Source organism: Nocardioides panacisoli, from assembly GCF_039537325.1.
In the GTDB taxonomy this organism is placed as follows: Bacteria; Actinomycetota; Actinomycetes; order Propionibacteriales; family Nocardioidaceae; genus Nocardioides; species Nocardioides panacisoli.
In genome coordinates this window covers 1-23,842 of sequence record NZ_BAABAH010000004.1, presented here as the reverse complement: position 1 = coordinate 23,842, position 23,842 = coordinate 1, and the positions used below count along the sequence as shown (strand labels likewise).

23 protein-coding genes and 2 tRNA genes are annotated in these 23,842 nt (G+C 72.3%); 15 read left to right on the top strand and 10 right to left on the bottom strand.

Annotation, left to right across the window (positions count from 1 at the left end; translation table 11 throughout):
- Positions 1 to 43: 43 nt before the first annotated feature.
- Positions 44 to 925 (bottom strand): Sir2 family NAD-dependent protein deacetylase, encoded by an 882-nt coding sequence (locus ABD709_RS07555; RefSeq protein WP_344773929.1) that lies wholly within the window; start codon positions 923 to 925, stop codon positions 44 to 46.
- Positions 926 to 975: 50 nt separating this feature from the next.
- Between ABD709_RS07555 and ABD709_RS07550 the strand changes: the two genes are divergently transcribed.
- Together ABD709_RS07550 and ABD709_RS07545 are read left to right on the top strand one after the other, a co-directional pair.
- A complete protein-coding gene (locus tag ABD709_RS07550; RefSeq protein ID WP_344773927.1) occupies positions 976 to 1,506 on the top strand; it encodes a SigE family RNA polymerase sigma factor in 531 nt (176 codons plus the stop codon).
- Positions 1,503 to 2,153, top strand: a complete 651-nt coding sequence (locus tag ABD709_RS07545) for a hypothetical protein (RefSeq protein WP_344773925.1) — start codon at positions 1,503 to 1,505, stop codon at positions 2,151 to 2,153. Before ABD709_RS07550 ends, ABD709_RS07545 begins: the two co-directional genes overlap by 4 nt.
- Here ABD709_RS07545 and ABD709_RS07540 read toward each other — a convergent pair whose 3' ends face one another.
- The 4 genes from ABD709_RS07540 to ABD709_RS07525 all read right to left on the bottom strand — a co-directional run bounded on the left by ABD709_RS07540 (position 2,154) and on the right by ABD709_RS07525 (position 5,949).
- Positions 2,154 to 2,726, bottom strand: coding sequence for a protein-L-isoaspartate O-methyltransferase family protein (locus ABD709_RS07540; protein WP_344773923.1), 573 nt, complete (start codon positions 2,724 to 2,726; stop codon positions 2,154 to 2,156).
- 15 nt (positions 2,727 to 2,741) lie between these two features.
- Positions 2,742 to 3,008 (bottom strand): DUF2277 domain-containing protein, encoded by a 267-nt coding sequence (locus ABD709_RS07535; protein ID WP_344773921.1) that lies wholly within the window; start codon positions 3,006 to 3,008, stop codon positions 2,742 to 2,744.
- A 269-nt stretch (positions 3,009 to 3,277) separates the two neighbouring features.
- Positions 3,278 to 5,428: a beta-propeller domain-containing protein gene (locus ABD709_RS07530; protein WP_344773919.1), complete on the bottom strand. Its 2,151-nt coding sequence runs from the start codon at positions 5,426 to 5,428 to the stop codon at positions 3,278 to 3,280.
- Positions 5,425 to 5,949, bottom strand: coding sequence for a sigma-70 family RNA polymerase sigma factor (locus ABD709_RS07525; protein WP_344773917.1), 525 nt, complete (start codon positions 5,947 to 5,949; stop codon positions 5,425 to 5,427). Before ABD709_RS07525 ends, ABD709_RS07530 begins: the two co-directional genes overlap by 4 nt.
- Positions 5,950 to 6,044: 95 nt before the next feature.
- On the opposite strand from ABD709_RS07525, the gene ABD709_RS07520 reads away from it, so the two are divergent.
- Positions 6,045 to 7,217 carry a saccharopine dehydrogenase family protein gene (locus ABD709_RS07520; protein ID WP_344773915.1) on the top strand — a complete coding sequence of 391 codons (1,173 nt, stop codon included), beginning with the start codon at positions 6,045 to 6,047 and terminating at the stop codon, positions 7,215 to 7,217.
- Here ABD709_RS07520 and uvrA read toward each other — a convergent pair.
- A complete protein-coding gene (gene uvrA / locus ABD709_RS07515; RefSeq protein ID WP_344773913.1) occupies positions 7,198 to 9,570 on the bottom strand; it encodes an excinuclease ABC subunit UvrA in 2,373 nt (790 codons plus the stop codon). The genes ABD709_RS07520 and uvrA overlap by 20 nt on opposite strands.
- 104 nt (positions 9,571 to 9,674) lie before the next feature.
- On the opposite strand from uvrA, the gene ABD709_RS07510 reads away from it, so the two are divergent.
- The 4 genes from ABD709_RS07510 (at position 9,675) to ABD709_RS07495 (ending at position 12,734) form a co-directional block, all read left to right on the top strand.
- Positions 9,675 to 9,747: transfer RNA gene (locus ABD709_RS07510), tRNA-Arg, on the top strand.
- A gap of 48 nt (positions 9,748 to 9,795) precedes the next feature.
- Positions 9,796 to 11,184: a metallophosphoesterase gene (locus ABD709_RS07505; protein ID WP_344773911.1), complete on the top strand. Its 1,389-nt coding sequence runs from the start codon at positions 9,796 to 9,798 to the stop codon at positions 11,182 to 11,184.
- A 96-nt stretch (positions 11,185 to 11,280) separates the two neighbouring features.
- Positions 11,281 to 12,555 carry an LCP family protein gene (locus ABD709_RS07500; protein ID WP_344773909.1) on the top strand — a complete coding sequence of 425 codons (1,275 nt, stop codon included), beginning with the start codon at positions 11,281 to 11,283 and terminating at the stop codon, positions 12,553 to 12,555.
- 8 nt (positions 12,556 to 12,563) lie between these two features.
- Positions 12,564 to 12,734 (top strand): hypothetical protein, encoded by a 171-nt coding sequence (locus tag ABD709_RS07495; RefSeq protein WP_344773908.1) that lies wholly within the window; start codon positions 12,564 to 12,566, stop codon positions 12,732 to 12,734.
- Positions 12,735 to 12,761: 27 nt separating this feature from the next.
- On the opposite strand, the gene ABD709_RS07490 is transcribed toward ABD709_RS07495, so the two are convergent.
- The 3 genes from ABD709_RS07490 to ABD709_RS07480 all read right to left on the bottom strand — a co-directional run bounded on the left by ABD709_RS07490 (position 12,762) and on the right by ABD709_RS07480 (position 14,234).
- On the bottom strand, positions 12,762 to 13,124 hold the full coding sequence (locus ABD709_RS07490) for an MscL family protein (RefSeq protein WP_344773906.1): 363 nt from the start codon (positions 13,122 to 13,124) through the stop codon (positions 12,762 to 12,764).
- A 57-nt stretch (positions 13,125 to 13,181) separates the two neighbouring features.
- Positions 13,182 to 13,826 (bottom strand): Flp pilus assembly protein CpaB, encoded by a 645-nt coding sequence (gene cpaB, locus ABD709_RS07485; RefSeq protein ID WP_344773904.1) that lies wholly within the window; start codon positions 13,824 to 13,826, stop codon positions 13,182 to 13,184.
- A gap of 72 nt (positions 13,827 to 13,898) precedes the next feature.
- A complete protein-coding gene (locus tag ABD709_RS07480) occupies positions 13,899 to 14,234 on the bottom strand; it encodes an FmdB family zinc ribbon protein (protein ID WP_344773902.1) in 336 nt (111 codons plus the stop codon).
- Between the two features lie 77 nt (positions 14,235 to 14,311).
- On the opposite strand from ABD709_RS07480, the gene ABD709_RS07475 reads away from it, so the two are divergent.
- On the top strand, positions 14,312 to 16,954 hold the full coding sequence (locus tag ABD709_RS07475; protein ID WP_344773900.1) for a penicillin acylase family protein: 2,643 nt from the start codon (positions 14,312 to 14,314) through the stop codon (positions 16,952 to 16,954).
- Positions 16,955 to 17,116: 162 nt separating this feature from the next.
- Here ABD709_RS07475 and ABD709_RS07470 read toward each other — a convergent pair whose 3' ends face one another.
- Positions 17,117 to 17,731, bottom strand: a complete 615-nt coding sequence (locus ABD709_RS07470) for a 5-formyltetrahydrofolate cyclo-ligase (RefSeq protein WP_344773898.1) — start codon at positions 17,729 to 17,731, stop codon at positions 17,117 to 17,119.
- Positions 17,732 to 17,780: 49 nt separating this feature from the next.
- Here ABD709_RS07470 and ABD709_RS07465 point away from each other — a divergent pair, with 49 nt between their 5' ends.
- From ABD709_RS07465 to ABD709_RS07435, 7 genes are all read left to right on the top strand, one after another.
- A complete protein-coding gene (locus ABD709_RS07465; RefSeq protein WP_344773896.1) occupies positions 17,781 to 19,169 on the top strand; it encodes a UTP--glucose-1-phosphate uridylyltransferase in 1,389 nt (462 codons plus the stop codon).
- Positions 19,162 to 20,403, top strand: coding sequence for a molybdopterin molybdotransferase MoeA (locus ABD709_RS07460; protein WP_344773894.1), 1,242 nt, complete (start codon positions 19,162 to 19,164; stop codon positions 20,401 to 20,403). Before ABD709_RS07465 ends, ABD709_RS07460 begins: the two co-directional genes overlap by 8 nt.
- Positions 20,400 to 20,873, top strand: coding sequence for a cyclic pyranopterin monophosphate synthase MoaC (gene moaC / locus ABD709_RS07455; RefSeq protein ID WP_344773892.1), 474 nt, complete (start codon positions 20,400 to 20,402; stop codon positions 20,871 to 20,873). Before ABD709_RS07460 ends, moaC begins: the two co-directional genes overlap by 4 nt.
- Entirely contained in the window at positions 20,870 to 21,346 is a 477-nt protein-coding gene (locus ABD709_RS07450; protein WP_344773890.1) for a MogA/MoaB family molybdenum cofactor biosynthesis protein, read from the top strand. The genes moaC and ABD709_RS07450 overlap by 4 nt, the downstream gene beginning before the upstream one ends.
- Before the next feature lie 32 nt (positions 21,347 to 21,378).
- A complete protein-coding gene (locus tag ABD709_RS07445; RefSeq protein ID WP_425575079.1) occupies positions 21,379 to 22,017 on the top strand; it encodes a GNAT family N-acetyltransferase in 639 nt (212 codons plus the stop codon).
- Positions 22,018 to 22,216: 199 nt separating this feature from the next.
- Positions 22,217 to 23,080 (top strand): divisome protein SepX/GlpR, encoded by an 864-nt coding sequence (gene sepX / locus ABD709_RS07440; RefSeq protein WP_344773888.1) that lies wholly within the window; start codon positions 22,217 to 22,219, stop codon positions 23,078 to 23,080.
- 96 nt (positions 23,081 to 23,176) lie between these two features.
- Positions 23,177 to 23,252, top strand: a tRNA-Ala gene (locus ABD709_RS07435).
- The last annotated feature ends 590 nt before the right edge of the window (positions 23,253 to 23,842 follow it).

Below are 23,842 nucleotides of genomic sequence, written 5' to 3'. Positions count from 1 at the left end.
CATTCGAGGATTGGTGTCCGCGGCTCCCGCAGCAATCCTCGAATCAACCTCCAGAGACCCTCGAATCAACGCGAGGAATCCTCGATTCAACCCGGAGCGGGCGCCGATTCGACGCGAGGAGGGGGAGCCAGTCGCTGACGCCGACGTCGATCTTGTACGTCGCCAGGGGGTCGCCGCGGGTCTCGCCGCGGTTGGCGATGACGACCGGTACGCCGAGGGAGGCGGCGCGGCGGACGAACCGCAGGCCGCTCATCACGGTCAGGCTCGAGCCCGCGACGAGCAGCGCCCCGTCGACCTCGGCGAGGGCGTCGACGGCGTCGTAGCAGCGGGCGACCCGCTCCTTCGGGACGTTCTCGCCGAAGAACACGACGTCCGGCTTGAGAACCCCGCCGCAGCCGCAGACCGGCACGACGAAGTCGCCGGTGTCGTCGAGGTCGACGTCGCCGTCGGGCCGCACCTCGACGTCCGCGTGCCGGGTGGCCCAGCCGGGGTTGAGCGCCTCGAGCTCCGCCTGCAGCACGGTGCGCGGCGACGTACGTCGGCAGGACAGGCAGACGACGTCGGAGATCCGGCCGTGCAGCGCGACCAGCGGCTTCGTGCCGGCGGCCTCGTGCAGGCCGTCCACGTTCTGGGTGATCACCAGCTCGGCGCCGAGCTCGGCGACGGCGCTGTGCCCGGCGTTCGGCTCGGCCTTCTTCATCCGGCTCCAGCCGAGGTGGCTGCGCGCCCAGTACCGCTGCTGGGCACCCGGCCCGGACACGAACTCCTGGTAGGTCATCGGGCGGCGCGCCGGCGCCAGCGGCCCGCGGTAGTCCGGGATCCCCGAGTCGGTCGAGAGCCCGGCGCCGGTCAGCACCACCAGCGGCCGGCACGCGAGCAGCGCCAGGGCCTCGTCGAGGGCCGCGCGCGCCGGTGCGGTGGTCACGCGTCGAGGGTACGTGCAACCCCCAGCGGCACCCGGAGCGTCAACGGGGTGTGAGCCTCCGCAAGCGCCGGGACACCGATCCCGCCTTCGCCGACTTCGTGCACGCCAACAGGGGAAGGATGGTGACGACGGCCCGGCTGCTGACCGCGGGCGACGCCGACCTCGCCGAGGATCTCGTCCAGACGGCACTGGTGAAGGTCTACGTCAGCTGGCACCGGGTCTCGGGGGAGCCGGCGGCGTACGCCCGCAGGGTGCTCGTCAACTGCTTCGTCGACCACCGGCGCAAGCCGGCCGTACGCCGGGAGCAGGCCACCGACGACGTACCGGACACCGTCGCACCGGCCGGTCCCGCAGCGCTCGACCCGACCCTGGTCGCGGCGCTCGCCGAGCTCCCGCCGCGGATGCGCGCGGCGGTGGTGCTTCGGCACGTGCACGACCTGTCCGTGGAGGAGACCGCCGGCCTGCTCGGCTGCAGCACCGGAACCGTGAAGAGCCAGACCGCGCGCGGGCTCGACAAGCTCCGCGCGCACCTCGAACCGCAGCACGCCCACCCCGTCCCGACCCCAGGAGACCCGTCATGACCGACGTCCTCGACCGCCTCGCCCGCCTCGCCCACGACTCAGGCTCGCCGGGCGACGCGACCGTCACCGCCGACCTCGCCCGCGGCCACGCGGCGCTCGCCCGGCGACGCCGTACGACCGGAGCGCTCGCGGGCGTCGGCCTCACGCTGGCGCTCGGCGCCGGGCTCGGAGGGGTTGTCGCCGTCCAGCACGGCGGCGACGGCTCGGTGGCCGTGACGCCGGACGGCGCGCCGTCGAAGGGCCAGCGGATCGCGCTGGTCGACTACACCGGTGCGCAGCCCGAGGGCTTCAACCTCGCGAAGGTCCCCGAGGGCTACGTGGTGCAAGGCTCGGACCAGTTCGTGCTGACCCTCGCGAAGCCAGACGACACGAGCAGCTACCTGTCCTTCGCCCACAAGGTCGTCATCTCCCTGCAGTCCGCGGACGCCACCGGTGAGCCCAAGGGCACAGCGGTCGACGTCGGCGGCAAGGCCGGCGTGATCGAGTCCGCCCCGGACTCCCTGTCCCGCTCTCTGTACTACGACGACGGCAAGTTCACCGTCGAGATCGAGGTGTGGCGGAACGTGGGGCTGACCGACGAGCAGCTGGTCGAGCTCGCCGAGGGCGTCACCGTCAACAGCGACGTGGTCCAGGCCCCCGTCGGCTGATCACTCCTCGACGAGGGGCACGAACGAGTAGCGCCCGTGCCGCTCGACCTCCGGCTGCGGGTCGTCCGCCCGACGGACGATCCGCAGCATCTCGCCCCGGACCGGGATGACCATCACCCCGTCCGGGGCGAGCTGGTCGACGAGGGGCGCCGGGACGGCTGACGCGTCCGCCGAGACCAGGACCCGGTCGTACGGCGCCGCCTCCGGCCACCCGAGCGCACCGGGCCGCGCGAGGTGCAGCTCGACCGGACCGGCCGGGCCCGCGGCCGTGAGGTTGGCCCGGCCGAAGTCGAGGACCTGCGGGATCCGCTCGACGCCCACGACCCGGCCCTCGGGGCCGACCAGCCAGGCGAGCAGGGCCGTCGTCCACCCGGAGCCGGCGCCGACGTCGAGCACCCGGTCGCCCGGGCGGGCGTCGAGCAGCTCGAGCATGGCGCGCACCGTCGAGGGCTGGCTGTTGGTGGCGCCGTACCCGATCGGCAGCGCACCGTCGCGCCGCACGAAGCGGCGCTGCTCCGGCGGCAGGAAGCCGTCCCGCGGCACCGCCGCGAAGGCCTCCGCCACCCGCGACATCAGGTCATCCGCGGATCATCCGTAGCGCAGCCGCGCCCGCTCCCGCGCCTTCGCCGCCTCGACCTCGCGGTCCTTCGGTGGCGCGGCGGTGACCAGGTCCTCGAGCAGGTGCCGGGTGGCGTGCGCGACCTCGGCGACCGCCCGGTCGAACGCCGCCTGGTTGGCCTGCGACGGCTTCGTGGTGCCGCTGACCTTGCGGACGTACTGCAGCGCGGCGGCGTGCACCTCGTCGTGGGTGGCGGGCGGCTCGAAGTTGTGGAGCGTGCGGATGTTGCGGCACATGCTCCGAGCGTACGTCGAGCGGTCGGCGGCTGCGCGTCGCTTGTCGCGGTTCACGTAGCGGCGACGGAGGGAGTGCCGGGGTAGGTTGCGGCTCGCCGGTGGGGTCCCGTCGCCGCCGAATCATCACGGTATGCAGGCGAATCGCCGCTTCCCGCGCGAGATCCCACACGGGAAGCGCCCAGTCGCCTGCATACCGTGATGATTCGCACCCGGCCTGTGCGCCGCGTGAACCCCGACCACAGCCGCGTCGAGGCCGTCCGGGGCGGGGCTCACGCCTCCGGCAGGTGCAGGAACCGCACGTCGTCGCCGGTCACCAGCAGCACCCGGCCGTCGGGCAGCGGGACGGTCCGCACCTGGTCGACGTCGTCGCCGTACTCCACCCGCATCCAGCTGTTGTGGAACGTGCCGCCGTGCAGCCGCATGATCGACAGCCAGCCCTCGCGGGCGCCGTGCCACTTGGACACGACCGTCAGCACCGTGCGGTCGGACGGCAGCCAGGTGAACGAGCGCGGATCGGTGCCGGCGAGGGCGGTGCTCCCCGCGCCGAAGACCTGGACGTCGAGCCGCCGGACGTGGGCCAGGTCGCTCACGTCGAACAGACCGGCCTGCGCTCCCCAGTTGCCCTCCGGGCCGCGGCCCTGGCCGATGCCGACCAGCCGGTCGGCGCCGAGGGGGTGCAGGTAGTCGGAGAACCCGGCGACCCGCAGCCGGCCCAGCACCTTCGGGTGCCGGACGTTCGTCAGGTCGACCGCGTAGAGCGGGTCCACCTGCCGGTAGGTGCTCATGATCGCGAGCCCGTCGAACCAGCGCACGGACTTCATCTCGTCGCCCTGCCCGAGGCCGTCCACCCGGCCGATCTCGACCAGGTCCTGGCCGTCGGCGCGCATCGTCACGATCGAGGTGAAGTCGCCGGTCTCGCTGGTGGGCGCGACGGCGACCCGCAGCACGCCGCCGGACTCGTCCATCGCCCAGCGGTCCGGGATCCGGCCGTCCACCTCGCCGGACGCGACATGGGTCGCGGAGGTGCCGTCCAGGTCGAACTGGAAGAGGTACGTCGTCCCGTCCGCGTCCGGGGTCGGCGGGTACGGGACGGCCGACAGGCAGCCGAGGCAGTCGCGGTAGCAGTAGTAGCAAGGCGTGTAGAGCGACGGCGAGGCCGCGAGGTAGAGGTGGTCGGCCGACTCGTAGGCGAGATTGGTCGCCCCGCCGAGGCCGATGCCGTCGATCGTCGTCGGGTCGGCCGCATCGAAGCCGACGATGCTGACCCGGTCGAGCGCGAGGTCGTCGGACGGCATCGCGACGTCGGTGCAGTCGACCAGCTGCTCGGTGTCGCCGTCGGCGGGCTTCATCGTCGGGATCCAGTCGTCGATCGTCGAGTCCTCGACGACCTGCCGGTTCTTCTCCCGCGCCTCCGCGGTGGAGTAGTCGGTGCCCGGCTCGACGAAGTCGAGCTCCGGCAGCCCGGAGCTGATCACCAGCCGGATCGCGTCGCCGTGCTGACGGGCCGACTCGACGTCGCCGTGGTAGACGACGTCGTGGGTGACCTTCGGCCGCTGCGGGTCGGCGATCGACACCGTCATCAGCCGGCTGTCCGGGGACGGGTCGCGTCGCGCGGCGCCCGCATCGGTGCCGATCGCGACCACGGTGTCACCGGACAGCAGCAGCTCGGCGTCGTCGATCCCGTCGAGGGTGAGCGAGCCGAGCCGCTCGGTCTGCTTGCCGGAGACGTCGTAGACGACGAGCTCGTCGTCCCTGATCCGGACCAGCGTCGTGCCGTCGGTCTTGACGTTGTCCGGCTCGTCGACGCCCTCCTCCTGGACGTTGGTCCCGGTCGCGCTGTCGGTCGAGCGGGTCGTTCGGGGCAGGGCGCCGGTGTCCTGGGGCGCGTCGTCGAGCCCGCCCAGCCGCGCGTTGTAGGTCCCGGAGAGGCCCTTGGTCAGCTCCTGGGGGCCACGCAGGTTCTCCGGGACGGCGAGGTCGCGCCGGTCCACGTAGGGGGCGGCCGGGTAGGGGATCGGATAGTGCCGCCGGTGCTTCCACCCGTGCGCACCGACCCGCGTGAGCGCGCGGTCGACGTACTGCTGCAGCAGGTCGTCGCAGCTCTTCGCCGGCTTCAGGTCGGCCTGGAACGCGGCGGGCGACGGGAGGTCGCTGCCGCCGGTGCCCCCACCGCCGGTCCCGTCGTCGCCGCCGCGCACCAGGGCGCCGGCGACGAACGCGCCGACCACCGCGGTCGCGACGCCGGCGGTGAGCAGCGGCTTGAACAGCAGCCGGCGGCGCTGCTCGCTGCGCTCCTTGCGCTCGGCCTCGGACGCCACGGCCTCGGCAGCCATCGCGGCACGGTGGGCGTCCCGCAGGATCTTGTCGGTGGGGACCTTGCCCACGGGCAGGTCGTTCCAGAGGTCTTCGAGGTCGGTCATGAGAGCTCTCCGGAGATGCTGAGGAGGTGGTCGTTGGCGGCGAGCTGGGCCAGCGACCGGGACAGCCGGCTCTTCACCGTGCCGGCCGGCACCCCGAGCGCCTCCGCGGTCTGCTGCTCGCTGAGCTGGACGAAGTAGCGCAGCACCACCACGTCGCGGTTGGGCTTGGACAGGCACTCGAGGGCGCGGTGCACGGCATCGGCCATCGCCACCGCCTCGGCGGCGTCGACGACGTCCTTCCCCGCCGCGGCCGCCTCCTCGGGATCGGCGTCGGCGCGGCTCTTCCACCACCGGGTGCGGCGGGAGTCGCGCAGGCAGTTGAGCAGCATCCGGTAGACGTAGGCGTCCCGGTTCGCGGCGGTGCGGACCCTCTCCCAGCCGGTGTAGCAGCGCACCAGCGTGGTCTGCGCCAGGTCCTCCGCCTCGTGCGGCATGGCGCCGAGGAACACGGCGGCGCGCACCAGCGGCGCCCACGCCTGCTCGACGTACGCGGCGTACGCCGACTCGCTCTCTTCGTCCACCAGTCCTGCCGTTTCTTGCCGCCCTGTTTCCCCTACGACGGGACTACGACCCGGGGAGGTTCCATCTCCTCCGAGGAGGATGGGACGATTCGGGCATGGCCGCAGGCGATCGCACGTACGACGTTGTCCTCTTCGGCGCGACCGGGTTCACCGGCGGGCTGACCGCCGAGTACCTCGCCGAGCACGCGCCCGCGGACCTGAGGTGGGCGATCGCGGGGCGGAGCGAGACGAAGCTGGCCGCTGTGCGGGACAGGCTGGGCGTCGACGTACCCACGCTCGTCGCGGACGTCTCCGACGCCGCGGCGCTCGCGGACGTGGTCGGCCGGACCAAGGTCGTGGCGACGACCGTCGGCCCCTACCTGCAGTACGGCGCCCCGCTGGTCGCGGCGTGCGCGGAGGCCGGCACCGACTACTGCGACCTGACCGGTGAGCCGGAGTTCGTCGACCGCACCTACCTCGAGCAGAACGCCGTCGCCGAGCGCAGCGGCGCCCGGATCGTGCACGCCTGCGGCTTCGACTCGATCCCGCACGACCTCGGCGCCTACTACACGATCCAGCAGCTGGCGAAGAAGCTCGGCGGCGAGATCACCGCGCCGGTCAAGATGCGCGGCATCGTCCGCAGCAACGCGACGTTCTCCGGCGGCACCTTCCACTCCGCGCTCGGCGCGTTCTCCCGCGCGAAGCAGATGCGCGAGGCGATGGTGGCGCGACGCCGGATGGAGCCGCGCCCGGAGGGCCGCACGTCGCGCGCGGTCGCCGGGAAGCCGTCCCGTGACGGCGACCTCGGCTACTGGCTGCTCCCGCTGCCCACGATCGACCCGTTCGTCGTCGCCCGCAGCGGCGCCGCCCTCCCGGAGTACGGCCCGGAGTTCGCCTACACCCACTACGCCGGCGTCAAGACCCTGCGGTACGCCGTCGGCGGCAGCGTCGGCGCCGGCGCGCTCGCCCTGGCGGCGCAGGTCCCCCCGATCCGCGAGCAGCTCAAGAAGCGGGTGCCCCAGGGGAGCGGCCCGAGCGTCGGCCGGCGCGAGAAGTCGTGGTTCACCGTCGACTTCGTCGCCGAGAGCGGCGGCACGACGGTGCGGACCCGCGTCTCCGGCGGCGACCCCGGCTACACCGAGACCGCGAAGATGCTCGCCGAGAGCGCGATCTGCCTCGCGGTCGACGACAACCCGAAGACCGCCGGCCAGGTGACCACGGCGCAGGCGATGGGCGACGCCCTCCTCGCCCGCCTCCAGGCTGTGGGCATCACGTTCGAGACCCGCTGAGCCGACGCGCGAGGTAGGGCGCGGTCGCGCTGCCGGGTGCCGTCGCGACCTCGGCCGGTGTGCCGGTCGCGACGACCCGGCCGCCCGCGTCCCCGCCGCCCGGGCCGAGATCGATGACCCAGTCGGCCGTGGCGATCGCGTCGAGGTCGTGCTCGACCAGCACCACCGTGTTCCCGGCGTCGACGAGGCGGTGCAGCTGGCGCAGCAGCAGCGCGGTGTCGGCGGGGTGCAGCCCGGACGTCGGCTCGTCGAGGAGGTAGAGCGCGTGCCCGCGGTGCGCTCGCTGGAGCTCGGTGGCGAGCTTGATCCGTTGCGCCTCCCCGCCGCTGAGCTCGGTCGCCGGCTGGCCGAGGCGCAGGTAGCCGAGACCGACCTCCCGTAGTGTCCCCAGGCTCCGCGCGGCGGCCGGCACGTCGGCGAGGAAGGTCGCGGCCTCGTCGACGGACAGGCCGAGCACCTCCGCGATGTTCTTGTCGCGGTAGGTGACCCCGAGCGTCTCGGCGTTGTACCGCGCGCCGTGGCAGGTCGGGCACGGCGCATAGGTACCGGGCAGGAAGAGCAGCTCGACCGCGACGAAGCCCTCGCCCTGGCAGGTCTCGCAGCGGCCCTCGGGGACGTTGAAGGAGAACCGCCCGACGCCGTAGCCGCGTTCCTGCGCCTCTTCCGTGGCGGCGTAGAGCTTGCGCACCGCGTCGAACATCCCGGTGTAGGTCGCGAGGTTCGACCGCGGCGTCCGGCCGATCGGACGCTGGTCCACGAGCACCAGCCGGTCGAACGCCTCGACGGCGGTCGTCTCCTCCGCGAGCACCTGGCTGACCAGCGTCGACTTGCCGGACCCCGAGACCCCGGTGACGGCGGTGAGCACGCCGAGCGGGATGGCGACGGACACGTCCCGCAGGTTGTTGCGGGTCACCCCTGTCAGCTTGACCCAGCCCTCCGGCTCGCGCACGTCGTGCTCCAGCCGCTCGGCGCGGCCGAACATGTAGGCGCTCGTGGCCGACTCGACGACGTCCTCCAGCCCGGCGACCGGGCCGCTGTAGAGCACCTCTCCGCCGGCCTCGCCCGCCCCCGGCCCGATGTCGACCACCCAGTCGGCGCGCCGGACGACGTCGAGGTCGTGCTCGACGACGAACAGCGAGTTGCCCGAGGCCTTGAGACGGTCCAGCACGTCGAGCAGCGGCTCCGCGTCGGCCGGGTGCAGGCCGGCGGAGGGCTCGTCCAGCACGTAGACGACCCCGAACAGCCCGGAGCGCAGCTGGGTGGCGATCCGGAGGCGCTGCGCCTCACCCGGCGACAGGGTCGTCGAGCTCCGCCCGAGGCTGAGGTAGCCCAGGCCCAGGTCGAGGAGCACCTCCAGCCGGGCGGTCAGGTCCGCGCAGATCCGCACCGCCACCTCGTTGGCCTCCTCGGGCAGCTCGGCGACGGGACGAAGGACCGTGACGACCTCGACGAGCGGCAGCGCGTTGATCTCGGCGATCGAGCGGCCGGCGAACGTCACCGCCAGCGCCTCGGGCCGCAGTCCGCTGCCCCCGCATTCCGGGCAGGGAGCGTCCTCGACGAAGCGGAGGGCCCGCTCGCGCATCCGCTCGCTCTTGGAGTCGGCCAGCACGTGCATCACGTGCTTGCGCGCGCTCCAGAACTTCCCGTAGTAGCCGTAGTCGACGCGGTCGCGCTCGGGCTCGACCAGGACCGACGGCTGCTCGTCGGTGAAGAGGAGCCAGTCGCGGTCCCTCTTCCGCAGCCGCCTCCACGGCCTGTCGATGTCGATGCCGAGCCCGGACACGATGCTGCGCAGGTTGGCGCCCTGCCAGGCCCCGGGCCAGGCGGCGATCGCCCCCTCGCGGATGCTCAGTGAGGGGTCCGGGACGAGCAGCTCCTCGGTGACGTCGTGGACGACGCCGAGACCGTGGCAGCGCGGACACGCACCCGCCGCCGTGTTGGGGGAGAAGGCCTCGGCCGGGAGGGCGTCGACTCCCTCGGGGTAGTCACCCGCTCGGGAGTAGAGCATCCGCAGCAGGTTGGACAGCGTGGTGATGGTGCCGACCGACGACCGGGAGGTGGCTGCTCCGCGACGCTGCTGCAGGGCCACCGCCGGCGGCAGCCCGGTGACCTCCTGGACGTGAGGTGCGCCGACCTGCTGCAGCAGGCGGCGCGCGTACGGCGCCACCGACTCGAAGTAGCGGCGCTGCGCCTCGGCGTAGAGCGTCCCGAAGGCCAGTGACGACTTCCCCGAGCCGGACACGCCGGTGAACGCGACCATGGCATCCCGTGGGATGTCCACGTCGACGTCCCGGAGGTTGTTCTCGCTCGCGCCGCGGACGCGCACGAAGTGGTCGCTCGCCTCGGTGCTCACGCTTGTCCCGTACCCGCGTCGAGCGCGTCCACCCGTGCGGCTGGGTCCTCCGGCGACCACCTCACTAGACTTCTGCACCGCCGCGCGGTTCGTCCGCGCGTCGCGCCCCCGTAGCTCAGTGGATAGAGCAGCCGCCTCCTAAGCGAAAGGTCGTAGGTTCGACTCCTACCGGGGGCACCGGTCTCCGGGCGGCTGACGGTGGGTACCCCCGCACGGGGAGGTCCTATGTCGAAGCCCGAGCTGCTCGTCGAGCCGTTCATCCACCTGGTCGACGTGACCCACGACGCTGCGCTCGTCGCGTGGGGGGCGTTCCACTTCCGCCGCGACCACGACGAGGCGCGCTGGGAGATCCTCGACGACTCCGAGCTGCCGGAGGTGTGCGGGCGCCGTACCTGCATCGGCCACGACGCCGAGCCCTACGGCGACGCGACCGTCGAGGTCCTCGATCGGGACGGCGAGGTCGTCGCGAGCGCGAGCACCACGGACCGGACCTGGGTCTGGGTCCGAGGCCTGGCCCCGGACGCCGACTACCGCTACCGCGTGCTCGTCGACGGACGGGAGTGGGCGGCGGGTGAGCGCCACGACTGCGTCGAGGATCCTCGGGGCGGTTGGGACCTCGCGCCGGGCGGACGGTCCTACGACCTGCGACTGCGCACCTTCCCGGATCCGGCGGCGCCCACGCCGCCCGTCCGGTTCGTCGCGCTCGGCGACTACGGGGTGGGCATCCGCTCGGACTCAGAGGCCAGCCGCCGGCAGCGCCGGATCGCGGACCTGCTCGACACCCTGGTCGCCGAGGGCGACGTCCGGTTCGTCGTCTCGCTCGGAGACAACATCTACCAGGGCGAGGCGGGCGCGGTGGACGACGAGAGCGGAGGCGAGGACGACGACTGGTACTCCAGCTTCTTCCAGCCCTACCGCTACGTCCTTGCCCAGGTGCCGGTCTTCCCGGTGATCGGCAACCACGACACCAGCGACACCGAGGGCAGCGACGACCGCGCCCAGATGGAGGACAACTTCCACCTGGCAGAGCGGTTCGAAGGGCCGGGCCGGGATCGGGTGGACCCCGGCCTCTTCTACCGGGTCCGCTTCGGTCGCGACCTCGAGCTCGTCGCGATCGACACCTCCACGGACCCCGAGGAGGACGTGCACCGCCACTTCCAGGCCGAGCGGCAGCTCGGGTGGTTGCGGCAGGCGTTCGAGCGGCCGGACGTCAGGTGGCGGATCCCCGTGTCCCACCACCCGACCTACTGCGCCGGCCCCTCCCACGAGGACGATCCCGGGATGATCCAGACCCTGGTCCCGCTCTTCGACCGGGCCGAGGTCCGGCTGGTGCTCGCCGGCCACGAGCACAACTTCCAGCTCGGTCGGGTCGAAGGCCGCACCTACGTGGTCTCCGGATCCGGCGGGAAGGTCCGCGAGGAGCCTCCGGCGCGCCTCGGCGAGCGCGGCGTCGACCTGTGGGCGGCGCACGCGCACCTGCTGGCGGTCGACATCGACGGCGACCGGGCGGTCCTCACCCCGGTCTCGGGGCGCCTCCCGGGCGGAGCGCCGCACCCGCTGACGGCGCTCGACGAGAACAACCGGATCGTCCGGCCGCCGTTCCTGGCGGGCTGAGAGCACCCGTTTGCCTTCCACCGTGAATGGGCACTTCTTGCGCCTGCTCGGTACCGTGGATGCGACGCCGTACGGCGAAAGCGCACCGGGGGATCGATGACCGAGGACGAGCAGGACGACGCCGTCACGGGTGACCCCTCGAGCGACCCCGGGCGTCGGCGCAGCGCGCGTAAGGCAGGGCGCTCCCGCTCGGAGGCGGAGGCCGAGGCCGCGGGGAAGCGCCGCGCCCCGACGCCGGGCCGCACCGTGGCCCGCACGATCGGCGCCACGCTGCTCGCGCTCGCCCTCGCGACGGGCGTCTCCGTGGTGATGGTCTACAACCACTGGAACGGCAACCTCAACGTCGTCGGCCTCGAGAAGCAGCTGCACGACCGGCCGGAGAAGAAGGAGTCCGGCCCCATCAACATCCTGGTGATGGGCTCCGACACCCGGCAGTGCGACGGTTGCAACATCGACGGCATGACCCACATCGGGGCGCGGTCGGACACCACGATCCTGATCCACCTGTCCGCGGACCGGAAGTTCGCCTACGGCATCTCGATCCCGCGCGACACCCTGGTCGACCGGCCGGCCTGCTACAAGGAAGACGGGACCAAGATCCCGCCCGCCAAGGACATCATCTGGAACGACGCCTACTCGGTCGGCGGTCCCGCCTGCACGCTCGAGCAATTCGAGCAGAACACCGGGATCCGGGTGGACAACTACGTCGTCATCGACTTCGCCGGCTTCAAGGACATGGTCGACGCGCTCGACGGTGTCGAGGTCTGCATCCCGCAGGAGATCTACGACCCCGAGCACCAGATCACGCTGCAGCCCGGCACCCGCGAGATCAAGGGCGACGAGGCGCTCAGCTATGTCCGGGTGCGCTACACCGTGGGCGACGGCACCGACCCCAACCGGATCCGGCGCCAGCAGGCCTTCATGGCCTCGATGATCAACAAGGCGATCTCCGCGGGCATGCTCGCGCGCCCGGACCGGATCGTGGGCTTCATGAACGCGCTCACCGGCTCGCTGCAGACCGACTTCAAGAACATCGCCCAGATCGCCGACGTCGCCAAGAACTTCCGCGGCATCGGGCTCGGCCAGATCAAGTTCGTCACCACGCCCTGGGTCTACTCGCAGAGCCAGCCCGGCCGCGTCGAGTGGACGCCGGAGGTCAAGAAGCTCTGGAACCTGGTCATCAACGACGAGCCCCTGACCCCGGAGTTCTCCGACCAGTCGATCAGCGCGGCCGACAACCCCGACGGCTCGACGGCTCCGTCCAGCGGCTCGACCTCGCCCTCGGCCGGGACCACCGACGGCGGCAAGAAGGGCGGCTCTGACGGTGGCCTGTCCACCGACGCCCGCGAGGCCGCGGGCCTCTGCACCTGAGGCACCCGATGGCCGAGGAGAAGCGGGAGACCGAGTGGCAGCGCAAGCGCCGCCTCGCCGAGGTGTTCGGCGACGTGCTCCCGGAGGTCACCCGTGACGAGCAGGACGAGCCGTCCGCCGAGCGGGAGACCGCGGGCGACCGCTGGCTGAAGGCACAGGTGCCGCCCCACCACGGGTGAGGCGACACCGTTGTGCGGGTGTCGAGCTCAGCGCTGCTGAGCCGTGAGCGCGTCGCGGATCTGGACGAGGATGTCGAGCTCGGAGGGACCGCCTTCCTCGGGCTCGCGCGGGAAGAACCGGTCGCGGGCCCTGGTGTAGGGCATCACGATCACGAAGTAGACGACCGCGGCCAGGATGAGGAAGGCCACGAGCGCGGTGAGCCAGGCGCCGACGCCGAGGTCGCCCGGACGCCATTTGGTGAAGTCGGGCTGACCGCCGATCTTGCCGATGATCTCCATGATCAGCGTGACCGTGGCCGTCACGACCGACGCGAAGGCGCCGCCCATGATGAAGGCCACGGCCAGCTCGACCAGGTTGCCCTTCAGGACGAAGTTCTTGAACCCGGACATGCGTGCTCCTCAGTGCCGAGATGGGGGTGGGTCAGGGGGTCCTTACGGCCGACGAACCTACTGGTTGCGCCACGCATAAGTCACGAACGCCGTCACCGCCGACGAGGTGACCTGCTCCACTTCCGCCGGTGTCACCCCGAGGACCACGACTCGCCCGGTCAGCGCGCCGGTGTCGTCCTGGGTCCCCGGTGTCGCCAGCACGACCGCGTCGGAGGCGACCGTGCTGGTCGTCCGCTGCTCGGGATCGGTCGCCAGCACGTCGACCCGGTCGCCGGGTCCGAGGAGCGCGGCCTGGCCCGCGTCCGAGAACCGCACCGGGACCGCCACCCGTCCCGGGTCCGGCGCCGCCAACCCGGGCCCGACCAGCCGCACGTCGGTCACGGCCTCGCCCTCGCGCAACGGAGCCGCCAGCGTCGCTCCTGCCGGCGCAGCCACGACGTCGGCCGGCACCGCGCCCGCCGCCACCCGCGTCGTCCGCAGGTCCTCGGCGCTGAGCACGGTCCCCGCAGGCAGGTCGCGTGCGGCGACGACCAAGTCCACGGTGGCAGGCGCCGGTGGTGCCGCGACGCGCACCGCGGCGAGGACGGCTCCGGCGGCACAGAGGGCAGCCAGCAGGCGCCGGCGCCGCAGCACGGCTCGCCGCGCCGAGCCGAGCAGGTCGCGGACGCGCCGTCGAGGACTGTCGGGGTCCCGAGAACTCATGCCGCGAGACGCTAGTCAGCGCGTGGCGGCTCCGAGGCCCTCATCCACAGGCCGCTCCAGGAAGCGGGTGTGTCAGCCGGCGGCCGGCGCAGCCGCGGCCGAGCCGGTCGAGCTGGACGAGCTGGACGACGACCCGGACGAGCTCGACGACGAGCCGGTCGAGCTGGACGACGAACCGCTGTCGGACGACGTCGACGACGAGGCGGCGGGCGACGTACTCGCCGACTCCTTGCCTCGGCTGTCGGTGCGGTAGAACCCCGACCCCTTGAACACGACACCCACCGCGTTGAAGACCTTGCGGAGCCGGCCGTCGCACTCGGGGCAGACGGTCAGGGCGTCGTCGGAGAAGCTCTGGAACTGCTCGAAGGCGTGGCCGCACTCGGTGCAGGCGTACTGATAAGTGGGCATGGCTTTCCGTCTCCGGTGGTTAGCACTCTCGGCTTTCGACTGCCAATGATACGCGATGGATGACAATGGCGCCCACCATGGTCGATGCAGGCGAGGGTCCGCCGCAGCCCCGGCGGATCGTCGCGCCGGTGCGCTGGTGGCGTGCCTTCCGACGATCGCCGGCCCTCCTCCGATTCTCCGTGTACGCCGCCGCGGCGCTCGCCCTCGTCCTCGTCGTGGTGCTGATCGCCGGGGCCGTCGTCGTCCGCCGCTCGTGGCCGCAGACCTCCGGCGCGCTCGACGTGCCCGGTCTGGACAGCGACGTCGAGGTGGTCCGCGACGACCACGGGATCCCGCAGATCTACGCGAGCACGACGCACGACCTGATGCTCGCCGAGGGCTACGTCCACGCCCAGGAGCGCTTCTTCGAGATGGACGTACGCCGCCACGCCACCGCCGGCCGGCTCGCGGAGCTGTTCGGCGAGGACGCGCTGCCGACCGACCTGGTCACCCGCACCCTCGGCTGGCGCCGGGTCGCCGAGCGCGAGCTGACCATGCTCCAGCCCAGCACCCGTGCGCTGCTCGACGCCTACGCCGACGGCGTGAACGCCTACCTGGACGGCCGGTCGCTCTCCCAGATCTCCCTGGAGTACTCGATCCTCGACCTCTCCGGGCTCGACTACCACCCCGAGAAGTGGACCGCCGTCGACTCGCTGGCCTGGCTCAAGGCGATGGCGTGGGACCTGCGCGGGAACCTGGACGAGGAGATCGGCCGGGCGCTGTCGGCGGCCGCCGTCGGCAAGGAGCGCGCCGGCCAGCTCTACCCGGCCCACGACTTCGCCGCGCACCCGCCGATCGTGAAGCAGGGCGCCGTCGTGGACGATGTCTTCGACCAGGACGCGACGCCGGGCAAGTCCCGGCTGCCGGAGCGGCCCGCGCCGGAGATCACCGCCGCGCTGCGCTCGGCCGGCGGCGCGATCGACGCCGTACCTCCGCTGCTCGGCCAGGGCGACGGCATCGGCAGCAACAGCTGGGTGGTGTCCGGGGACCGCACCGAGAGCGGTGCACCGATCCTCGCCAACGACCCGCACCTCGGGGTGTCCCTGCCCGGCGTGTGGATGCAGGTCGGGCTGCACTGCAAGGAGGTCACTGCGGACTGCCCGTTCGACGTGGCGGGCTTCAGCTTCTCCGGCGTGCCCGGCGTGGTGATCGGCCACAACCAGGACATCGCGTGGGGCTTCACCAACGAGGCGCCGGACGTCACCGACCTCTACGTGGAGCGGGTCCGCGGCGACAAGTGGCAGTACGACGGCAGGATGCGGAAGCTCCGCGAACGGACGGAGACGATCGAGGTCCGCGACGGCGACGACGTGCACCTGACCGTCCGGTCGACCGCGCACGGGCCGCTCCTGTCCGACATCGCCGACCAGGCCGGCGGCGCCGAGGTCGATCTCGGGGACCAGGTCGCCGACGCGGGCAGCTCGGTCGGGGACGACGGGAAGTGGGACCACGAGGTGGCGCTGGAGTGGACGGCGCTGACGCCGCGGCCCACCGCGGACGCGCTCTTCGCCCTCGACGCGGCGACGGACTGGACGTCCTTCCGGGCCGCGCTGTCGAAGTTCGACGTACCCGGCCAGAACGTCGTGTACGCCGACCGCGACGGCAACATCGGCTACCAGGCGACCGGCCGCGTGCCGATCCGGCGGTCGGGCAACGACGGGCTCGTGCCGACGGCGGGCTGGAAGCCGGAGGACGACTGGACCGGCAGCTACGTGCCGTTCGACGCGCTCCCGAGCGTCCGCAACCCCGACGACGGGATGATCGTCACCGCGAACCAGCCGGTCGTCGACCCGGCCGGCGGCTACCCGTACTTCCTGTCCGACGACAACGACTACGGCTACCGGTCGGCCCGGATCGCCCAGCTGCTGGCCGACGACGACAGCCTGACCGTGGGCGACATGAGCCGGATCCAGGGCGACGACGACAACGCGATGGCGGCGGTGCTGACGCCGTACCTCCTCGACGTGCACCCCGGCTCCGGCTACTACGGCGCCGGGCAGCGGCTGCTGGAGCACTGGGACTTCCACGAGCCGGCCGACAGCCCTGCGGCGGCCTACTACAACGTCGTGTGGAGCGAGCTGCTGCACCGCACCTTCGCCGACGAGCTGCCGAAGTCGGTCGAGCCGGACGGCGGGGACCGGTGGTTCGCCGTGGTCACCGACCTGCTGAAGCGGCCCGACGACCCGTGGTGGGACGACGTCGAGACCGACGAGGTCGAGCACCGCGACGACATCCTCACCGCCGCGCTGCGCGCCGCCCGGGACGACCTGACCGCCAAGCAGTCGCCGGACCCGGAGGAGTGGTCGTGGGGACAGCTGCACCGGCTCGACCTGAGGAGCTCGACGCTGGGGGAGTCGGGCATCCGGCCGATCGAGTGGCTCTTCAACCGCGGACCGTGGGACGTGGGTTCCGGCGGCTCCCTGGTCGACGCGACCAGCTGGGACGCGCGGGACGGCTACGGCGTCACCAGCGCGCCGTCGATGCGGATGATCGTGCCGATGGACGACCTCGACGCTGCCCGGTGGATCTCGCTGACCGGTGTCTCCGGGCACGCGTTCAACCCGCACTACACGGACCAGACCGACCTGTGGGCGAGGAACGAGACCCTTCCGTGGGCGTTCTCCAAGGACGCGGTCGACGATGCCGCCGACGACACGCTGACGCTCAAGCCGTCCGACTAGGGACTTTCTGGTGGCCGGCGGGTCCGGCGTCGCCGGTCCCGAACCCCACCCGGCTTAGCCTCTCGCCGCGCTCGGCTCTGTGGCCGGCCGCCGCTGGGGCTCCGGCCGGCGCGTCTTCGAGGAATCGCCGGGCGGGGCCCGGGACCGGCGACCCCGGACGCGTCAGCCGGGGTGGGGGAAGAGCCTGATGCCTGCCGGGCTGCACGCTGCAAGCACGGGTCGGTCGTGGGCCTCGAACGGCAGGTCGACGCCGACCTCGTCGTCATACAACAGGACGCAGGTGAAGGTGCCGACGGGGACCCTCGCCAGGGCGCGGTCGTAGGAGCCGCCGCCGCGGCCGAGGCGCATGCCGGTGGGGGACACGGCGAGGCCGGGGACCAGGACGACGTCGGGCAGGGCGATCGAGTCGACGCCGAGGCTGGGGCCGACGGGCTCGAGGAGGCCGCGGCGGGCCGGGGCCAGGGAGGTGGGGCCGTGGTAGACCGCCCAGTCCAGGTCGTTGTCCGGGAGCAGCTGGGGGAGCACGACGCGCTTGCCGGCGTCGACGAGGAGGTCGAGAAGCTCGGAGGTGCCGGGCTCGGTGCCGACGGAGACGTACGCCGCGACGGTGGCGGCTCGGCGTACCTCCGGGGTGGCCAGGAGGTGGCCGGCGATCGCGCGGGCGGCCTCGCCGACCTCGGTGAGGGGGCGCCGGCGACGGGCGGTGAGGAGCTGGTCGCGGAGGGCGAGCTTGGCCGTCCCTGTGGACCGATCGCCGGGAAATTGCGAGGTCGCCACCGGACCAGCCTACGATCGAGGTATGGGTGGGTCCCCGCGAGGCAATGGCATGGAGCTGGCGCGCGCCAAGATGCAGGCGGCGGGCGTCGATCCGGTCGCGATCGACAACTTCGCGCACTACTACCGGCTGCTCGAGCACGGCGAGACGGGACTGATCCCGGAGTCGTCGATCGACCCCGTCGAGATCGGCCGGCTGGCGGACGCCGAGGTGGACGAGGCAACCGCCACGGACGCCATCCGGAAGACCGTCGTGATCAAGCTCAACGGCGGCCTCGGGACGTCGATGGGCATGGACCGCGCGAAGTCGCTGCTGTGCGTGCGCCGCGGGCTCTCGTTCCTCGACATCATCGCCCGGCAGGTGCTGCACCTCCGCCGCGAGTACGACGCCACGCTGCCGCTGCTGTTCATGAACAGCTTCCGCACGTCCGAGGACACCCGGGAGGCGCTGGCGCGCTACGAGGACCTCGCGGTCGACGGGCTCCCGCTGGAGTTCCTCCAGAACAAGGAGCCCAAGCTCCTCAAGGACGGGCTCACGCCGGCGAGCTACCCGAAGGACCCCGAGCTCGAGTGGTGCCCGCCCGGCCACGGCGACCTCTACCCGGCGCTGCGCGGGTCCGGCACGCTCGACCTGCTGATCGAGAAGGGCTTCCGCTACGCCTTCGTGTCCAACTCCGACAACCTCGGCGCGGTGCCCGAGGCCCGGGTGGCGGGCTGGTTCGCGCAGAGCGGCGCACCGTTCGCGATCGAGGCGGTTCGCCGTACTCCCTCCGACCGCAAGGGCGGCCACTTCGCCCGCCGCAAGGCCGACGGCCGGCTGGTGCTGCGCGAGACCGCGCAGACGCCGGACGCCGACAGGGAGGCGCTGGCCGACCTGGAGCGGCACAAGTACACCTCCACCAACAACCTCTGGTTCGACCTGGTCGCGATGCGCGACACCCTCGACCAGCGCGACGGCATCCTCGGGTTGCCGCTGATCCGCAACGTCAAGCACCTCGACCCGAGCGACGCGTCCACGCCCGAGGTCGTGCAGATCGAGTGCGCGATGGGCGCGGCGATCGAGGTCTTCGACGACTCCCAGTTGATCGAGGTCGGCCGTGACCGGTTCGTGCCGGTGAAGACCACGAACGACCTGCTGGTGCTGCGCTCGGACGTCTACGAGATCCGCAAGGACTTCGTCCTCGACCAGGTTGCCGCGGACGTGCCCTACATCGACCTCGACGGCGACTACTACAAGCTGGTCGGCGAGTTCGACAAGCGGTTCCCGGAGGGCGCGCCGTCGCTGGCGAAGGCTACGTCCGTGACGATCGACGGCGACTGGACCTTCGGCCACAACGTGCAGCTGGTCGGCGAGGTGCACCTGCAGAGCAAGGGCGCCGAGCGGATCCCGGCCGACGAGGTCATCTCGGGCTCCGAGGCCGCATCCGGGTCGGGTGCCTGACGCTCCGGCGGCGCTCGAGGAGCACGTCGCTCGGATCCTGGGCGCCATCGACCGCCTGGCGCCCGTGCCGACGCGGATCGACGACGCGGCCGGGCTGGTCCTCGGCGAGGACGTGACCGCCGCGCTCGACCTGCCGCGGTTCGACCACTCGGCGATGGACGGGTACGCCGTCCGCGCCGCCGACCTGGTCTCGGCGAGTGCGGAGCAGCCGGTGCGCCTGCCGGTCACGGGTGTCGTCGCCGCCGGTGGCGGCCCGGGCGCGGAGGTCGCGCCGGGGACGGCCGTGCGGATCATGACCGGCGCGGCGGTGCCTCCGGGTGCCGACGCGGTGGTGCCGTTCGAGGAGGTGCTCGGCGCGGGACCGGCGACCGTCGGGTTCGGGGCGCCGGTGGCCGCGGGCCGGCACGTCCGCCGACGTGGCGGCGACGCCGCGGCCGGGACGCTGGTGCTGCGCGAGCGGACCTTCCTCGGAGCGCGGCACCTCGGCCTGCTGGCCGCGGTCGGGCGACCGCACGTGGCGTGTCACCCGCGGCCCCGGGTCGCGCTGATCTCGACCGGGACGGAGCTGGTCGCGTCGGGTTCCGACCCCGGCTCGCTGCGTCCGGACTCGGTCCTGGACAGCAACGCCGTCGTCATCGGAGCCGCCGCGCGGATCGCCGGCGCCGACGTGACGACGCTCGGGCCGGTCGGCGACGACCCCGCCGCGTTCCGCGAGCTGCTCGACCAGGCCCTCGTCTCGGCCGACGCCGTCGTCACGACCGGCGGCATCTCCGCCGGCGACCACGACGTGGTCAAGGAGACGCTCGCCGGCGAGGACGGGATGTGGTTCGGCAAGGTCGCCGTACGTCCCGGGCGCCCGCAGGGTTTCGGCGTGCTCACCTCGCCGGACGGCCGGCGGGTCCCGGTCTTCGCACTGCCGGGCACGCCCGTGGCGGCGTACCTCACCTTCGTCGTCTTCGTCCGCCCCGCGATCCGCGAGCTCGCCGGCCGGCGCCGGCTGCCCGCGCTGCACGGCCGGCTGACGAGCGAGGTGCGGGCGCACGCGCGGACGGTGCTGCTGCCGGGGAGGTACGACGCCTCGACCGGCGCCGCGGCGCCCGACCCGGAGGCCGGCGGGCACCGGCAGACCGCCCTCGTGCACGCCGATGCGTTGCTCATCGTGCCTCCGGGCGACAGGCTGTTGCCCGTGGGGACGTCGGTCGAGGTGATCCCCCTGGACCCGGAGGGACGATGAGCGAGGACCGGCTGACCCACGTCGACGAGTCCGGCGCGGCGCGGATGGTGGACGTGTCGGGCAAGGACGTGACGGCGCGTACGGCGACCGCGAGCGGCCGGGTCCTCGTGTCGTCCCGCGTGGTGGAGCTGCTCCGCGGCGAGGGCGTGCCGAAGGGCGACGCGCTCGCCGTCGCCCGGGTCGCCGGGATCATGGGCGCCAAGCGCACCCCCGACCTGGTCCCGCTGTGCCACCCGCTCGCGATCTCCGGCGTGCAGGTCGACCTGACCGTCGCCGACGACGCCGTCGAGATCACCGCCACCGTCAGGACCACCGACCGCACCGGGGTCGAGATGGAGGCGCTGACCGCTGTCTCGGTCGCCGCCCTGACCGTCGTCGACATGATCAAGGCGGTCGACAAGGCCGCCGTCATCAGTGACGTCCGGGTCGAGACCAAGACCGGCGGTAGGTCCGGGGACTGGGCCCGATGACCCGGGTCGGCGCGGTGGTCGTGGCGAGCAACCGGGCGGCGGCGGGCGTCTACGAGGACACGACCGGGCCGCTCATCGTCGACGCGCTGCGGGAGCTCGGCTTCGAGGTGGGCGAGCCGGTGGTCCGCCCGGACGGCGAGCCGGTCGCCGAGGCGATCGCCGCGGCGGTGGAGGAGGGTGCGGTCGTGGTGCTCACGACCGGCGGCACGGGGCTGACCCCGACCGACCGAACACCCGAGGTGACCCGCCCGCTGCTGGACCGCGAGGTGCCCGGGCTGGCCGAGGCGATCCGTGCGGCCGGCGTCGCGAAGGGCGTGCCGACGGCGGCGCTGTCCCGCGGCCTGGCCGGCGTCGCCGGTGACTGCCTCGTCGTCAACCTTCCCGGCTCGCGCGGGGGAGTGAAGGACGCCCTCGAGGTGCTGCGCCCGGTGCTCGTGCACGCGGTCGAGCAGATCCGCGGGAGTGACCATTGAGCGGCGACACGCACCGCGCGCCGGCGAACCGGATGTTCACCTCGATCCCCGGGCGCGCCTGGCCGAACGTGCTGATGTCCGGCGACGACCCGGTGGTGACGCTGCGGCCGATCCGCCGCAGCGACGCGGGCGCCTGGCGTTCGGCCCGTCAGAAGAACCTGCACTGGCTCTCGCCGTGGGACGCCACCGTCCCGCCCGGCGGTGAAGGACGCCCGACGACGTTCCGGGCCCTGGTCAAGCGGCTGAGCCGGGCGGCCCGGCAGGGGACGACGTACCCCTTCGTCATCGAGGTCGACGGCCGGTTCGCCGGCCAGGTCAGCGTCAACAACATCGTGCGCGGGTCCGCGCAGTTCGCGTCGATCGGCTACTGGATCGACCAGGCGTACGCCGGCCGCGGCGTCGTGCCGCGCGCGGTCGCGATGGTCATCGACCACTGCTTCCTCACCGCCGGGCTGCACCGGGTCGAGATCTGCATCCGGCCCGAGAACACCAACTCGTTGCGGGTCGTGGAGAAGCTCGGGGTGCGCGAGGTCGGCTACGCGCCGCGGTTCCTGCACATCGACGGCGAGTGGCGCGACCACCGGATCTTCGCCATCACCAAGGAGGAGGCACCCCGCGGCGTGCTCGCCCGGCTGATCGAGTCGGGCGGGGACGTGTCGGCGGCGGAGTGAGGTGCGGCCGAATCATCACGGTATGCAGGTGAGTCGCCACTTCCCGTGCGGAGCTCGCATGGGGGAGCGACCACTCGCCCACATACCGTGGTGATTCGTCCCGGCCCCGAGCCCAAACCACACCAGTCACACAACTCAATCTGCGACACACGGCTGGACATGCAAGGGGTCCTGCGCTAACGCACCTAGCCTCTCGTCTGTGGACCTGAGCGCACTGATCTTCGTCGCCCTGGCGGTGGCCTGGGCCGTCTACCTGATCCCCAAGGCGCTGCGCCACCACGAGGAGGACGCACTCAGCCGCTCCGTCGACAGCTTCTCCGACCGGATGCGGGTGCTCGCGCGGCGGGAGGCCGTGTCCGCGGCGAAGGCGGAGCTCGTCGTACCGAGCCGGAAGCCGAAGGCCACCGAGGAGCCGGAGCCCGCGCCCGTGGCAGAGCCCGCCGACGAGCCGGCGGTGGCGACGGCCGAGCCCACGCCGGCCGCTGCGCCCGCGCCGCCGACCCCGCTCCAGGCCCGTCTCCGCCGCGCGAAGGCTGCGCGCGCGGCAGCGCGCCGACGCCGGGTGCTCGGCTCGATCCTCGTGCTCAACCTGGTCGTCGTGGCCCTCGCCAGTGCGTCCGTTCTCGCGTGGGCCTGGGCGGTCCTGCCGGCGGCGCTGCTCGTCGGCTGGCTGGTCGCCTGCCGGCTGATGGTCAAGAAGGAGCGTGCCGAGGCGCCTGCGGCCGTCGTGCGCAAGCGTCGCCGCACTCTCGCCGACGAGGCCATCGCCGAGGAGGACTCCGCCGCCGAGGAGCTGTCGGACGAGACCTCGGAGGTCGCCGCGGTCGCGGAGGTGCCCGAGGAGCCGACGCCCGGCGGCTGGGACCCGGTGCCGATGACGCTGCCGACGTACGTCGCCAAGGCGCCCGCGGGCCGCACCGTCCGCACCATCGACCTCGACTCCACCGGCGTGTGGAGCTCGGGCCGCAACGCCGCCGACTCCCAGCTCGCGCGCGAGGCGGAGGCGGTCGCCGAGCGCCCCGCGGACGGCTCCGCGGCCGCTCGGCGCGCGTCCGGCGCCTGACCCTTCCCAGCGGGATCCCGATTCGGAACGGCACCGCGCCGGGTGCTAACGTCATCCCTCGCATCGCTCCCCAGGAGCGGTCACAACTCAACACCCGGGGCTGTGGCGCAGTTGGTAGCGCGTCTCGTTCGCAATGAGAAGGTCAGGGGTTCGAATCCCCTCAGCTCCACCAATAGAACATACGGTCGAATAGTTAGTCTCGAGGTCAGGATGTACCGGTCGCTAGTCCGGTCGCTCCGAAGAACTAAGGTTCGAAGTTTGAACCCAAAGACGCCTGGCAAGAGCCTGGCGTCTTTGTTTGGACTTCGCCGTCTCCAGCTTCCAAGCGCGGACTGCCAACCAAACTCCGACAATTGCAGTCAACGTAAGCACGATTTGGCTAAGAGGCCGGCCTAAGCGCTCAATGAGGGTCACTCCCCCCTAGGTGTCGACTACCCGCACTCGTTTACGGCGCCGGCGGGGGGCCTAGGACCGAGATGTCACTCAGTCCGGCGCTCCCGGTAGCTCCGGCAGCCATCCGGGTGACGGTGAACTTGAGCTGGCTATGCCGCAGTGAGCCTCAGCCTGCTGCCCAAATGTTGCCGTTCGTGGCAGCCGTCGGGGCGGTTGCGATGCTACTTACGAACAGTCACGGTTGAATCGCCCCGGGTCTGATGGAGGCTCTCAATCCATGGAGGATGAGAGTCATGGCAGCACCCAGGAAGTACCCCGACGAGCTGCGTGAGCGGGCCACCCGGATGGCGGTCGAACTGCGGCAGGATC